This window comes from Cohnella algarum (assembly GCF_016937515.1).
GTDB lineage: Bacteria > Bacillota > Bacilli > Paenibacillales > Paenibacillaceae > Cohnella > Cohnella algarum.
The window spans coordinates 2705201-2718890 of the sequence record NZ_JAFHKM010000002.1; the positions used below are offsets into that span (position 1 = coordinate 2705201).

Here is a 13690-nt window from a genome sequence, read left to right on the forward strand (position 1 = left end):
TTTAGTCGATAGACAAACTAAGTTTAACGTGCTATTCTTAGATTGTGAAGCGATTTCACCATAAACAGGAGGTCCTATTCATGAGCTTTTTCCCTAATGTTCCCGAAATCAAGTATGAAGGACGCGGCTCCAAAAATCCGTTTGCCTACAAGCACTACAACGCGAAGGAAGTCGTGCTCGGCAAGACGATGGAAGAACATCTGCGCATCTCGGTTGCGTATTGGCATACATTCAACGCGAACGGCACCGACCCGTTCGGCGCGGGCACTGCGGTCCGCAGCTGGGATTCCCTGTCTCCGCTCGACAGATCGAAAGCGCGCGTGGAAGCGAACTTCGAACTGCTGCAAAAGCTCGGCGTTCCCTATTATGCGTTCCATGACGCGGACATCGCTCCGGAAGGCGCGACGCTCGCCGAAACGAACAAAAATATCGACGTCATCGTCGCCAAGCTGAAAGAATACCAGCAAGCGACCGGCAAGAAGCTGCTGTGGAATACGGCCAACCTGTTTACGAATCCGCGGTACGTTTTCGGCGCCTCCACGTCCAACAATGCCGAAGTGTTCGCTTACTCCGCCGCGACGATCAAGAAGATGCTCGAAGTCGGCAAGGAGCTGGGCGCGGAAAACTACGTCTTCTGGGGCGGCCGCGAAGGCTACGAGTCGCTGCTCAATACCGATATGGCGCTTGAGCTCGACAACCTGGCCCGCATGCTGCAAATGGCGGTCGACTATGCGAAGGAAATCGGCTTCGAAGCGCAGTTCCTGATCGAGCCGAAGCCGAAGGAGCCGACGAAGCACCAGTACGATTTCGATGCGGCGACGACGCTGTCGTTCCTGCAAAAATACGATCTGAAAAAGCACTTCAAGCTCAACCTCGAAGCGAACCACGCGACGCTGGCCGGCCATACGTTCGAGCACGAGCTGCGCGTAGCGGCCATCAACGATGCGCTCGGTTCCATCGACGCGAACCAGGGCGACTACCTCCTCGGCTGGGACACGGACGAATTCCCGTTCGATTTGTACAGCACGACGCTCGCCATGTTCGAAATCGTCAAAGCCGGCGGCCTCGGCAAAGGCGGCGTGAACTTCGACGCGAAAGTCCGCCGGACGTCGTTCGAAGACGAGGATCTGTTCTTCGCGCACATCGCCGGCATCGACGCGTTCGCGCACGGCCTGAAGGCGGCGGCGAAGCTGGTCGAGGAGCGCATCATCGACGACATTCTCGATGCCCGCTATGCCAGCTACAAAGAAGGCATCGGAGCGGAAATCGTTTCCGGCAAAGCTTCTCTCAAATCCCTTGAAGCTTACGTCCTGAACGAGCAAAAGCCGATCGTCAACAAATCCGGCCGCCTGGAGCAAATCCGGGCTACGCTGAACGAAGTTATTTTCAGCGTTTAATATTTAGCGCCTTAAATTTAGATCAATAGTTACCGCCCCCCGTGGAATGGCTCCCGAGGGGCGGTTCGCGCGAGGGAGGACAATCGGATGAAATACGTCATCGGCGTCGACCTGGGCACGAGCGCGGTGAAGACGCTGCTTGTTTCCGAAGACGGGACGGTGCGCGCGGAAGCGACGCGGGAGTATCCTTTATATCATGAAAAATCGGGCTGGAGCGAACAAGAGCCGGAAGATTGGGTAACGGGCACGGCCGAGTCCGTGAAAGAGCTGATCGAGCGCTCCGGCGTCGCGCCGGAAGAGATCGAAGGGATGAGCTTCTCCGGGCAAATGCACGGCCTCGTGCTGCTCGATGCGGAGCTTCGCCCCGTGCGGCGGGCGATATTGTGGAACGATACCCGGACGACCGAGCAGTGCCGGCAAATCGAAGCGAAGCTGGGAGACAAGCTGCTCGCGATCCTGCGCAACCCGGCGCTGGAGGGCTTCACCCTGCCGAAAATCGAATGGGTTCGCCAGCATGAGGCGGACAAGTTCGCGAAGGCCGCAAGCTTCTTGCTGCCTAAAGACTACGTGCGCTACCGCCTGACCGGGGCGGTTCATATGGATCTGTCGGACGCGGCCGGAACGCTGATGCTGGACGTCGCAGGCAAAAAGTGGAGCGAGGACGTGCTGAAAACGTTCGGTCTTCCGGCGTCCTTCTGCCCCCCGCTCGTGGAAGCGGGCGCCCTGGTCGGCACGCTGTCCGAAGAAGCGGCGCGGCTTACGGGACTTTCGCCCGCGACGAAGGTGTTCGCGGGCGGCGCCGACAATGCCTGCGGAGCGATCGGCGCGGGCATCGTGAAGCCGGGCGTGACGCTGTGCAGCATCGGCACGTCGGGCGTTATTTTGACGTACGAGCCGGATGCGTCGGCCGATTACAAGGGCAAGGTGCACTTTTTCAATCACGGCAAGGAAAACGCGTTTTACGCCATGGGCGTCACGCTCGGCGCGGGCTACAGCCTGAGCTGGTTCCGCAACACGTTTGCCAAGGGCGAATCGTACGACGCGCTGCTTGCCGGCGTCGGCGATCTGCCGCCGGGAGCGGGCGGCCTGCTGTTCACCCCGTACCTTGTCGGGGAGCGCACGCCGCACGCCGATTCCGTCATTCGCGCCAGCTTCGTCGGCGTCGACGGCTCGCATACCCGCACGCATTTCGCGCGCGCGGTCATGGAAGGCATTACGTTCTCGCTGAACGAGACGGTGGATATTTTGCGCAAGGCGGGCAAGACGGTCGACACGATCGTCTCGATCGGCGGCGGCGCGAAAAATCCCGTCTGGCTGCAGATGCAGGCGGATATTTTCCGGGCGGACGTCGTCGCGCTCGAGAACGAGCAAGGGCCGGGCCTGGGCGCGGCGATGCTGGCCGCGGCCGGCTGCGGCTGGTTCCCGTCGCTTGACGAATGCGCCGACGTTTTCGTGAAGCGCGCGACCGTCTATCGACCGGATCCCGAGCGCTCCCGCCGTTACGCCGAGCTGTTCCGGGTTTACCAGGACGTATACGGCCAGACGAAAGGCTTGAATGAAGCGCTTGCCGCTTTCCGAAAGTAAAGGAATCCGATACAATAAAAAACAGGCAACTTGTCACTCGCGATCGGTTGCCTCCCTTTAAAAAGAGCCCCCGCAGCGCCGGCCGGTAACCGGAGGGGGCTCTTTGCTTTTGCAACGAGGGACAGGCTTCTTCGTAAAAAAGAACAAACGATCGGAAAACGAGGTGCAAAATTGGAGGAAGCTCAACGTTTTTGCCTGCAGGCCGTTATCGAGGAAGCCGGCTACGAGCCGGGCAAACCGATTTTGCGCAATATGGCGTTCGACGTGCGGCCGGGGGAGCGGCTCGGCCTGCTCGGACCGAACGGAGCCGGCAAAAGCACGGTCATGAAAGGGCTGCTCGGCCAGCTCGGCCATTGGAAGGGGCGGATCGTTTGGAACGGGGAGGAGAACGGCCGCGCTGGCGGCGCGGACTCCGTCCGCCGGATCGCCTATATCCCGGAACTGCCGATTATTTACGACCGGTTCACGCTTTGGGAGCATTTGCAGCTGGTCGCCGCGGCGGCCGAAATTCCCGAGGAACGGTTCGAGCGGCGCGCGGAGCAACTGCTGGCCCGGTTTCGCCTGCAAAAGGCGAAGCACGAATACCCGGTTCGCTTCTCGAAAGGCATGCAGCAAAAAACGATGCTGATCGCGGCTTTTTTGCTGGAGCCGGAACTGTTTCTCGTCGACGAGCCGTTTATCGGCCTTGATCCGGGCGCGATTATGGAATTGCTGGAGGCGCTCGACGAGGAACGGGCCCGCGGCGCGGCGGTCGTGCTGACGACGCACGTGCTGGATTCGGCGGAGCGGCTGTGCGACCGGTTCGTGCTCGTGCACGAGGGAGGCATCGCGGCGTCCGGGACGCTGGCCGACATCCGGCAGGCGGCGGGCTGCCCGGACGGGACGCCTTTGTTCGAATGCTTTCGCGTGCTGACGCGGGAGGAGGAGCGCCCGTGAACGCGGGACGAAGGTTCAGGCCCGCGCCGCTCGCGTTGTCCCGGATCGCTCGCTTCTGGCGCGAAATCTGGAAATGCTGGCGGTTGACGCTGGACTGGACCGTACAGCTGTACATCGTGCTTCCCGGCCTGTTCGTCGGGGCGAATCTGTACCGGGATGTGTGGCTGAATCCGCCGGCTTGGCTTGACTATGCGAACGTCCAGGCGGTATTCGCCGTTCTGGGCATGTTCATGCTCCGAGCCCGCGTCCGGACGTTCGCTTACGAAGGGGACGGGTTGTTTTTGCGCCGAAGCGGGCGGTGGACGAAGAACATGCTCCATATCGGATTCGGTTATACGCTGCTCGTCCGGATGCTGACGGCGGCGGCCGTTCTGGCGCTTCTTGCGCCCGTCCTTGACCTTAAGTTCGGCTGGAACCTCGCGATTGCCTTTCAGGCCGGCCTTGCCGCCGCTTTTTTCGGATACGCGTGGACGATGGCGCGGGATGGGCTCGAACGCCGTCTTTCGGGCTGGCGGCGGCCGGTCGCGTTATGGGGCGCGAGAATTGCTTTCATCTTCGCATGGACGGCCGGAATGACCGCAGCCGTCGCGCATCCGGTTGGGCTGGCTTCAGCCGTTTTCCTGCTCTTTATCGTTTCCCTTTTGCTTGCTCTGCTTCGGCTGCGGGCGAAAGGAACGTTCGCGCATGAATTGACGGTCGAAGGGGAGGCTTATTCCGCTTGCATCCGGTTTTTGTTTTACGATTCGGGGGGATTGCCGAAGCTGCCGAGAAGGCGAAAACCGCTGCTTTCGTTCTCGCGCTTGCGGCTTCCGGGGCCGAGAGACACGGACCGCCGCGCGGCCGAGCTGTGGCTGAAAGCGAAGCTAAGGGACGCGGATAACCTTCAGGCGCTGCTCTTGTTTGCCGTCCTCGGCTGCGCCGCCGTCGCGCTTTCGCCGGTCGGCCTGGGGCTCGCGGCATGGCCTCTGATCGGCCTCGTCGCGTTGCTTTGGTTCCGCGGGCAATGGCAGCGCTGGGCGGCGGAGCGGTTCGTCGCCATGCTGACCTGGGCGAGCGGCTCGCTCGAGCGCGCCGAAACGATCGGAGTCCGGGCGATGTTTATGCCGCTGTTTCTCCTGTGGGGCACCGCTCTCGGCTGCAAAATCGGTTTATCGTTCGGCGGGCTTTATTGGATTGCCGTATGGATCGTTCCCCTGATCGGTTGGCCTGCCGGATGGCGGGGGGCAAGCTGGATAATCGACGGCTTGCGCAACCGGGAACGGAAGCGTCGGGAGGAAGACGGGAAGCGCCGGGAGGAGGAGGCGAGACATCGGGAGGCCTAACCGTGGCTTGCGGACGGCGGATCGAATTGTTGGGAAGCGTACATGCAAGCGGAAATCTTGGGAACATTAAGCGGGAAATCGATACCGAATCAAGGAGTAGATGCGCGATGTCCGCCGCTCTGATGTTTCAGTTTCCGAACGAATCCGCGGCCAAGCTTGCCTTCGATACGCTGCAGGAGCTCGGCTACGATCCGCAAGCGCACGAACAGGGAAGGCTGCACATTCATGTCGTCCGGGAAGATTTGGCTTCCGCTCTGGAAATCGTCCAAAGCCACGGGGGCGAATTGTTGGAAGAATCGTCCGGAGAGGCGGCCATGTGCGCCGACGACGCTTACGAGATGGACGCGATTCCGATTCCGGCGCACACCGTCAACGAGGATTGGGCGTCTCTCGAGACGTACACGGCCGGAGACGTTGAGGAAGAGCCCCGGTTCGACCCCGATCCGGAAAGCTACGATCATTTCGAGGCGAGATAAGCGGGAGTGCCAGTACGAGGAAAAAGAAAAGGCCGATGAGGCTCGGCCCGCGAAATCGCGGATCGAGCGCCTTCTCCGGCCTTTTTCATGCTTATAAGGTTACAATCGCCGAAAACTTCGCCTACGTTGGATTTTATCCAATCGGCAAAGCGAAATAAAAGATACTCGCGGCCTAGACTGGATTTTATCCAACGAGGAGGGTCGGATCGGGGAGAATTGGGTCAAAAGGCGTCGCTCGATTGGATGAAATCCAACGAAGACGGCAAAGTTCGCGAAATTCCCGCTGTTCGTTGGACAAAATCTGACAAAATCCAATGAATCTTCGGCGGCTCGATGCGAAGTTCCGCCGGGCTTGAGGAGAAGAAAATCGGCGGCTCGAAGCGAATGCCGGCGATAGCTGCGGGTTCGGACGGAAGCGGAAGGGCTGCGTTCAGGCTTGCCCCGACCTGCAAGCCTCCGCGGCGGCCGTGCCGGCCGCGCGACCGGAAGCGAACGCCGCCGTTATATTGTAGCCGCCGGTATAGCCATGGACGTCCAGCACCTCTCCGCAGAAAAAAAGTCCCGGCGTCCGCTTGGACTCCATCGTGGACGGATTGATTTCCTTGACGTGGACCCCGCCGCCGGTGATGAACGCTTCCTCGATCGAAAGCGTGCCCGACGCCCGGACCGGAAAGCTTTTGCACAATTGCGCGAGCCCCAGCCAGGCCGCTTTGGGAACGTTCGCGACGCCGCCGTCCGGGTCCAGGCCGGAGAGCCGCAGCAGAAGCGGGACCATCCGCTCCGGGAGCTTTGCTTTCACGATCGTTTTGACGGCCTTGCGCGGCTCGGCTTTCGCGGCGGCGCCCCAGCCGGCAGCCAACTGTTCCGCATGCTCCCCGGGGAAAAGGTCGATGGCGATCGTGACCGGCCCTTTGCCCGCCCGCGCGGTTATGACGACGAATTGGCTGCAGCGCAGCGCAGCCGGTCCCGAAAGCCCGAAATGCGTAAAAATCATATCGCCCTCGTGCGAGACGACGCTTTTGCCCCGGCCGTCCAATACGGTCAAGTTGACGTCGCGCAGCGAAAGTCCCTGCAGCTCCCGCTGCTCGATCCATTTTTCGCTCGACTTGATCGGCACCTCGGTCGGATACAGCTCCGTGATCGTATGCCCCGCCTCCTCCGCCCACGGATAGCCGTCCCCGGTGGAGCCGGTATGCGGGACGGATTTCCCGCCGGTCGCGACGACGACGCATCGCGAAAAGAGCCGCTCCCCGGATTCGAGCCGCACGCCGGCCGCGCGGCCTTCCGCGTACAGCACCTTGTCCACCTTTTGGAACACGCGAACTTCGACGCCGGCGCCGCGCACGCGCCCGACGAGCGTATCGACGACCGTTTTCGCCCGATCCGTAACCGGAAACATGCGGCCGTTGTCCTCTTCCTTCAAGGCGATGCCGAGATCTTCGAAAAAAGCGGCGATTTCCCGGCTTCCGAATCGGGACAGCGCGCTGGTCAAAAACCGGCCGTTCCCGGGCAAAAAGCGAATGAGCTCCTGCGTATCCTTGTTGTTCGTCACGTTGCAGCGCCCGCCGCCCGAAATAGCGAGCTTGCGCCCGAGCTTGTCCCCCTTGTCGAGGAGCAGGACGGCCGCTCCTCCTTCCGCCGCCGCGATGGCGGCCATCAAGCCCGAGGGCCCCCCGCCGACGACAATGACATCCCACATCTTTTTCACGCATCCCGGCTTCCGAATTTTAAAGTTCCGATTCCGTTATTGTAGCACAAATCGGTTCCGCGATTCCTGCCGGAGGGGGGGCTGGCGCGAACCGCGAATAAAAGCGGCCGCGGCTGCAGAACCTAAGGTCGAACCATCCAGACAAGGAGGATGCACCCATGTCCAATCCGCAGTTTCCTTCCCCGGAAGTTCGCAAGCCCGATTCGAAGAGCCGGCGGAATCGCTCGCCCGCAGACAAAGGTTACGATAAAAAGCTGGACGGGCCGAATCGTCCTTCGACCTGAACGGCGAACAGCGGAGGTTACGCCATGACCGACAACCGCGAAACAACGAAGCGCCGGAACGATTTTGCATTCGAGCCTTTTGATCCGGAAGACCGATGGGTGCATCGGGCGGAAGACGGCGGCAAGCGCGGCCCGAAAAGCCGGAGCGGGTTCGCCAGGGGAAGCACGGCTTCCTTCGGCGCGGTTTCGTATCTCGATCCGAATTTTCCCGTTCCGGAAGTGCTGGACGAACCCTGACGATGCGTCGGGGTTTTGTTTTTGACGGTTCTCGCGGCAGCGCGGTATAATAAAACGAGCGGATCATTCGCTAATTACCGATACGGAAAGCGAGGCTGGAAAGATGTCGATGTCTTTCGAAAGATATATGCTGGACATGATTCAACCGATGCGCGACGACCTGACGCGGATCGGCATTACGGAGCTCAGGACGCCCGAGGAAGTGGAGGAGGCGTTCGCGGAGGAGAAGGGAACGATGCTCGTCGTCGTCAACTCCGTTTGCGGCTGCGCCGCAGGCCAGGCCCGTCCCGGCGTGGCCGAGGCGCTCAAGCACGACGCGCTGCCCGACCGCCTGTACACGGTGTTCGCCGGACAGGACAAGGAAGCGACGGCCAAGGCGCGCGAATATTTCGCGCCGTATCCGCCGTCTTCCCCTTCGATCGCGCTGCTGAAAGACGGCGAGCTCGTTCATTTCATCGAACGCCACCAAATCGAAAACCGCAGCGCAGGCGAAATCGCCGGCGATTTGACGGCTGCGTTTGACCGTTTCTGCCGCTGAATCGGTTAGCCCGCAGGTTCGGTCACCGGACTTGCGGGCTTTTTGCACAGCGAAGTCGCGGACATGACGGTTTGATCGGGCCGTTGCCCGTTTAAGATAACGATAGGAAAGAAGTTTTCATAGTAGAAACGGAGAGTGGTCAGCGGTGAGTCTTCAGCAGGAAATTATCGCCAAGCTTGGCGTCAAGCCGACGATCGACGCCGACGAGGAAATCAGGCGCCGGGTCGATTTTTTGAAAGACTACGTCAAAAAGTCGGGAACGACCGGCCTGTTGATCGCGATCAGCGGAGGCGTGGACAGCGCCGTGACGACCGGACTATGCAAAATGGCGACCGACGAGCTTTCCGCGGAAACGGGGAAGGAATACATAACGCTCGGCGTATTTCAGCCGTACAACGAGCAGGAAGACATCCACCACAGCTACGCCGTGGCCGAGGCGTTCAAGCTGACGCACAAAGTTGAGACGAATATCGCCGAAGCGGTGGACGAAATCGCGCTGGAAACCGAGTACGCGTTCAAATCGCTCGGCATTCACCGGCACATCAGCCGCGGCGGCAAAGGCAATGTCAAGGCTCGCACGAGAATGGTCGTTCAGTACGCGCTTGCGTTCGACCTGAATCTGCTCGTCGTCGGGACCGATCACGCATCGGAGGCGCTGACCGGCTTTTACACGAAATGGGGCGACGGCGCGGTCGACGTGACGCCGCTGAGCTCGCTTAACAAGCGGCAGGTGCGCCAGCTTGCGCGCCGTCTCGGCGTTCCGGCGGAAGTGGTGGACAAGGCCCCGACGGCAGGATTGTGGGAAGGGCAAACGGACGAGGGCGAGCTCGGCGTTTCCTACGAGGCGAACAGCGATTACCTCGAAGGCAAGGAAATCGACGCGAAGGCCAGGGAAATTCTGGAGCGCCATTACCTGCGGACCGAGCACAAGCGCCAGCCGATTCCCGGCATTTAAACGGCCATGATCGTCGGGATCGGACTGGACTTGGTCGAGCTGCAGCGGATGGAAGGCATTCTCGCCGGGCAAGCGGGGGAGAGGTTTGTCGCGCGCGTGCTTACGGACGCGGAGCAGGAGCGTTACCGCGCGCTGCCGCAGAGGCGGGCCGTCGAATTCGCGGCCGGACGCTTCGCCGTCAAGGAAGCCGTCGTCAAGGCGCTGGGATGCGGGATCGGAGCGGCCGTCGGCTTTCGCGACATCGAGGTGCTGCCCGATGCCGGAGGCAAGCCCGTGTGCAGCGTATCGGCGCGAGCCTGGGAGCGGCTGGGCCTTGCGGCGGGGGAGCGGATCGTTCACGTGGCGATCACGCACGAACGCAGCACCGCGGCCGCGACGGCCATCGTGGAAGACCGGCGATAAAAAAAGGCCCGGAAGCCTTGCGGGGCGACCGGGTTTTTGCTGCTGAAACCCGCGGATCGAGCGGCCGTCAACGATTCGCGAGCCAGGCGGCGAGGGCGTCGATTTCTTCATCGGTCAGACGGCCCCCGAACGCCGGCATGAGGTCCCCGCCCTGGACGATCTGCTCGCGAATTTGCTCGCGGGTCAATCTGTCGCCGACATTCCGCAAATCGGAGGGGTCTCCCATTTTTCCGGCCAGATCGGCTCCGTGGCAGGAAACGCAATTGTCGCGGTACAGGATTAGAGTCTCTTCCGGTCCCTCGACCGGGGAGCCGGACGGGGCGGCGGTCGATCCGCCTTTTCCGCATGCGGCGAGGATAACGGCCAAGCCGACGGCCGAAGCGACGGCGGCAATTTTTTTGAAGGCGCGCGGCTGCGACAGGCAGGGATGATTTACCAAGAGACGTATCTCCTTCAATTTTTATTTTTGCATATATAATAGAAAGTCGAATCCATAGCAGAATCTATCAGACACCATGAGGAGCACAAATGACCCGTCCTTATTTTAGCATATTAATGAAGCATCTCGAACAAATGAACGTGGATGTGACGGCTGCATCCGAGACGACGCTCGCGGCCGCGGATACGCGCGGCGACGGATTGGACGCGTACGATTGCAACCGGTTTATTTACGTCGTTCGCGGGGTAGGGAGACTGCTGCTGGAAAACGAAGAAATCGCATTGAAACCGGGCTGCAGCAGCATCGTCTTCGCGGGAACCCGGCACGATATCCGGGCCGGAGGCGAAGCGGATTTCGCGTTCAAGTGGTGCCATTTCCGGGACGGCTACGGCGACTGGAATATGTACCGCCTGCTGCGGCTCCCGTACGCGGTGAAAATCGAAACGGAAGAAGCGGAGCGGCTGCTGGATAAAATGAAGCGCCTGTCGCTCGAATCCGGACCGACCTCCAAACTTCGAATCAAAGCCGCCATCCTGGAGCTGATCAGCTCCTATCTCGAGCATTTGCCCGAAAACGCGGGCAAGGAGACCGAGGCGCCGAACCAGGAAATGGAGAAAATCGGCATCGTCCTCCGCTACATCGACGAGCACATCGGCGAGAACTTGACCGTCGAGGAGTTGGCTCGGCAAGTGTTTTTGCATCCGAACTATTTTATCGTGTTTTTCAAAAGCATGATGGGATGCTCCCCGATTCAGTACGTGAACCAGCGCCGAATGGAAATCGCCCGGAGCCTGCTGCTCAAGCCGGAATGCAACGTTTCCGACGTGGCCAACCGAATCGGCATGAAAATATATTACTTTTCCCGGATGTTCAAGTCGCATACGGGGCTGGCGCCCAGCCGTTACCGCAAATTGGCCGGCATTTTTCCGGGCATGGAAGAGAGGGAGCGGCCGGAGAAGGAGGACGGCTTTTAAGACGATGAACGAAACCGAACTCAAGGCTTATTTTTCCCGCGGGCTCCTGGAATGGTACCGATCCCAGAAAAGGGACTTGCCCTGGCGAAGAAGCCGCGACCCGTACCGGATCTGGATCTCGGAAATCATGCTTCAGCAAACGAGGGTCGATACGGTCATCCCGTATTACAACCGTTTCGTCGAGCGCTTCCCGACCGTGCGCGAATTGGCCGAAGCGCCGGAGGAGGACGTTCTCAAGCTGTGGGAAGGGCTCGGCTATTATTCGCGGGCCCGCAATCTGCAGGCCGCCGCGAAGCAGGTGACCGAGCTTTACGGCGGCTCTATTCCCGACGACAAAGAGGCGGTGTCCGGATTGAAGGGCGTCGGGCCCTATACGCTCGGAGCGATCATGAGCATCGCCTTCAACCGGCCGGTGCCCGCGGTGGACGGCAACGTCATGCGGGTGCTGTCGCGATTTTTTTGCATCGACGACGATATCGCCCGGCCGGCGACGCGCGGCAAAATGGAAGTGCTCGCCGAGGAGCTGATCCCCGAGGGGGAGGCCGGCGAGTTCAACCAGGCGCTGATGGAGCTCGGCGCCCTCGTCTGCACGCCGCGTTCGCCGCATTGCCTGACCTGCCCGGTCATGGAATGCTGCGCGGGCAGGCTGGCAGGACGGGAAACGGAGCTGCCGGTCAAAAGCAAGGCGAAGCCGCCGAAGCCGCAGCACCGGCTCGCCGTGCTGGCGGTGCGGCCGGACGACGGCCGGGTGCTCGTCCGGCAGCGGCCGGAGCAGGGGCTGCTGGCGAAGCTGTGGGAGCTGCCGCACGTCGAGGCGGCGGACGTCGAGTCGTGGCGGTCGGACGAAGCCGGCCCCGACTGGCTTGCGGGCGCGCTGGCCGCCGAAGGCTTGCGCGTGCTGCCGCGCCGCTATGCCGGCGAGGCGGAGCACGTGTTTTCGCACCTGCATTGGTATTTGCGGGTGTGGGAGGCGGACGGCGCCGGCTTCGCCGAGGCGGCCGAAGGGGCCAAGCCCGCCTCGGCGGCGCGCGAGACGTTATCGCCGTATGAAGTCGGCGATGCCGCAAAGACCGAAGGCCGGGAAGCGCTGCCCGATTCGTACCGGTGGATCGATCGGGAACAGTTCGAGGCGCTCGCCTGGCCCAACGTTTTCCGCAAAATTCTCGACGATCATTTTGCCCGGGCGGCCGGGGAGCGCTAGCTCGCGACGGCAGGCGCGGGCTGAGGCGGCGAGCTGGGCTGCGACGGCCCGGTGCCCGGCGCGCATCGCCGTCCCGATAGGACGCTCTGGGACACGGGCAGGCGGCGTTTGGGCTTATGGAACCCTGGGCGGGCAGCCTTAGGTTGGATTTTATCCAACCGACGGAGCGAGAAACGGGAAAACCCCGGTCTACAGTGGATTTTATCCAACGAGGACCGGGCTTTTCGGCCGAAATCTCCAAAAAGGCCTCGCCTGACTGGACAAAATCCAACCAAGATGACGGTTATCGCAAAAAAGCCGGAGTTGAGTGGACAAAATCCAACGAAGCATAAGCCGTCAAAGCCAAGCACATGCGAACCCGCGCGACGGCTTGCCGAACGCAAGAAACGCCGGAACGAATATTCGTTCCGGCGTTTCTTGCTGGATCAAGGTTCGATTACTTCTTCGCGGCGTCGTAGAGGGAGCCGACTTTTTCCCAGTTGACGACGTTCCAGAAAGCGGCGATGTAGTCGGGGCGCTTGTTTTGGTATTTCAGGTAGTAAGCGTGCTCCCATACGTCCAGGCCGAGCAGCGGCGTGTCGCCTTCCATGATCGGGCTGTCCTGGTTCGGCAGGCTGTACACTTTCAGCTTGCCGTCTTTGCCCAGCGCGAGCCAAGCCCAGCCGGAGCCGAAGCGGGTCGTGGCGGCAGCCGTGAACGTTTCTTTGAATTTATCGAAGCCGCCCAGCTCGCTGTCGATCGCGGCAGCCAGGGCGCCGGTCGGAGCGCCGCCTGCGTTCGGAGCGATCGTTTGCCAGAACAGCGAGTGGTTGGCATGGCCGCCGCCGTTGTTGCGAACGGCGGTGCGGATGCTTTCCGGTACGGCGTTCAGGTCGGCGATCAGTTCTTCTACGCTCTTGCCGGCGAGTTCCGGAGCGGACTCCAGCGCTTTGTTCAGGTTCGTAACATACGTGTTGTGATGGCGGCCGTGGTGGATCTCCATCGTCGTAGCGTCGATATGCGGTTCGAGAGCTTCTTTCGAATACGGAAGCGCGGGCAATTCATGTGCCATGTTTCAGAGAACCTCCTCAAAGTTCGGAATATGTAACCCGTTTCTATTATCCCTGATTTCCGATATTAAATCAACGAGAATGTTTAGAAAGTCGGTTACGCGAAAGCTCACGATTTTACTATACCCATCGGGGATAGGTTCGAAACTTGACGTCCGGCTGTCGGGAAAAAGAAATGAAGGCCGTTA

General features: G+C 60.9%; 15 protein-coding genes. 12 read left to right on the plus strand and 3 right to left on the minus strand.

The features are described from left to right. Nucleotides 1–80: 80 nt before the first annotated feature. The 5 genes from xylA to JW799_RS12405 all read left to right on the plus strand — a co-directional run bounded on the left by xylA (nt 81) and on the right by JW799_RS12405 (nt 5715). Nucleotides 81–1397, plus strand: coding sequence for a xylose isomerase (xylA, locus tag JW799_RS12385; RefSeq protein ID WP_080832950.1), 1317 nt, complete (start codon nt 81–83; stop codon nt 1395–1397). A gap of 87 nt (nt 1398–1484) precedes the next feature. After that, entirely contained in the window at nt 1485–2981 is a 1497-nt protein-coding gene (gene xylB, locus JW799_RS12390) for a xylulokinase (protein ID WP_080832948.1), read from the plus strand. A gap of 171 nt (nt 2982–3152) precedes the next feature. Beyond that, nucleotides 3153–3917: an ABC transporter ATP-binding protein gene (locus JW799_RS12395; protein ID WP_205430032.1), complete on the plus strand. Its 765-nt coding sequence runs from the start codon at nt 3153–3155 to the stop codon at nt 3915–3917. After that, nucleotides 3914–5239 (plus strand): ABC transporter permease, encoded by a 1326-nt coding sequence (locus tag JW799_RS12400; RefSeq protein ID WP_205430033.1) that lies wholly within the window; start codon nt 3914–3916, stop codon nt 5237–5239. Before JW799_RS12395 ends, JW799_RS12400 begins: the two co-directional genes overlap by 4 nt. Nucleotides 5240–5346: 107 nt before the next feature. Further along, nucleotides 5347–5715, plus strand: a complete 369-nt coding sequence (locus JW799_RS12405) for a hypothetical protein (protein ID WP_080832944.1) — start codon at nt 5347–5349, stop codon at nt 5713–5715. Between the two features lie 430 nt (nt 5716–6145). Here JW799_RS12405 and JW799_RS12410 read toward each other — a convergent pair whose 3' ends face one another. Next, complete coding sequence (locus JW799_RS12410; RefSeq protein ID WP_205432943.1) at nt 6146–7414, minus strand: BaiN/RdsA family NAD(P)/FAD-dependent oxidoreductase; 1269 nt, start codon at nt 7412–7414, stop codon at nt 6146–6148. 167 nt (nt 7415–7581) lie between these two features. Here JW799_RS12410 and JW799_RS12415 point away from each other — a divergent pair, with 167 nt between their 5' ends. From JW799_RS12415 to acpS, 5 genes are all read left to right on the plus strand, one after another. After that, the gene (locus JW799_RS12415) at nt 7582–7707 is read left to right on the plus strand and encodes a spore protein (protein WP_205430034.1); all 126 of its coding nucleotides are present in this window, start codon (nt 7582–7584) and stop codon (nt 7705–7707) included. 24 nt (nt 7708–7731) lie between these two features. Next, nucleotides 7732–7944 carry a hypothetical protein gene (locus JW799_RS12420; RefSeq protein WP_205430035.1) on the plus strand — a complete coding sequence of 71 codons (213 nt, stop codon included), beginning with the start codon at nt 7732–7734 and terminating at the stop codon, nt 7942–7944. Between the two features lie 103 nt (nt 7945–8047). Then, entirely contained in the window at nt 8048–8482 is a 435-nt protein-coding gene (locus JW799_RS12425) for a BrxA/BrxB family bacilliredoxin (protein WP_080832937.1), read from the plus strand. 145 nt (nt 8483–8627) lie between these two features. After that, nucleotides 8628–9437 (plus strand): ammonia-dependent NAD(+) synthetase, encoded by an 810-nt coding sequence (nadE, locus tag JW799_RS12430; protein ID WP_205430037.1) that lies wholly within the window; start codon nt 8628–8630, stop codon nt 9435–9437. Nucleotides 9438–9443: 6 nt separating this feature from the next. After that, nucleotides 9444–9839 carry a holo-ACP synthase gene (gene acpS, locus JW799_RS12435; protein ID WP_205430040.1) on the plus strand — a complete coding sequence of 132 codons (396 nt, stop codon included), beginning with the start codon at nt 9444–9446 and terminating at the stop codon, nt 9837–9839. Between the two features lie 67 nt (nt 9840–9906). On the opposite strand, the gene JW799_RS12440 is transcribed toward acpS, so the two are convergent. After that, nucleotides 9907–10278: a c-type cytochrome gene (locus JW799_RS12440; protein WP_080832931.1), complete on the minus strand. Its 372-nt coding sequence runs from the start codon at nt 10276–10278 to the stop codon at nt 9907–9909. Between the two features lie 89 nt (nt 10279–10367). Between JW799_RS12440 and JW799_RS12445 the strand changes: the two genes are divergently transcribed. Together JW799_RS12445 and mutY are read left to right on the plus strand one after the other, a co-directional pair. After that, the gene (locus JW799_RS12445) at nt 10368–11252 is read left to right on the plus strand and encodes a helix-turn-helix transcriptional regulator (RefSeq protein ID WP_205430042.1); all 885 of its coding nucleotides are present in this window, start codon (nt 10368–10370) and stop codon (nt 11250–11252) included. A gap of 4 nt (nt 11253–11256) precedes the next feature. Then, nucleotides 11257–12453, plus strand: a complete 1197-nt coding sequence (gene mutY / locus JW799_RS12450; RefSeq protein ID WP_080832929.1) for an A/G-specific adenine glycosylase — start codon at nt 11257–11259, stop codon at nt 12451–12453. Between the two features lie 436 nt (nt 12454–12889). Here the strand turns inward: mutY and JW799_RS12455 are convergent, their stop codons facing one another. Continuing rightward, nucleotides 12890–13504 (minus strand): superoxide dismutase, encoded by a 615-nt coding sequence (locus JW799_RS12455; RefSeq protein ID WP_080832928.1) that lies wholly within the window; start codon nt 13502–13504, stop codon nt 12890–12892. Nucleotides 13505–13690: the final 186 nt, after the last annotated feature.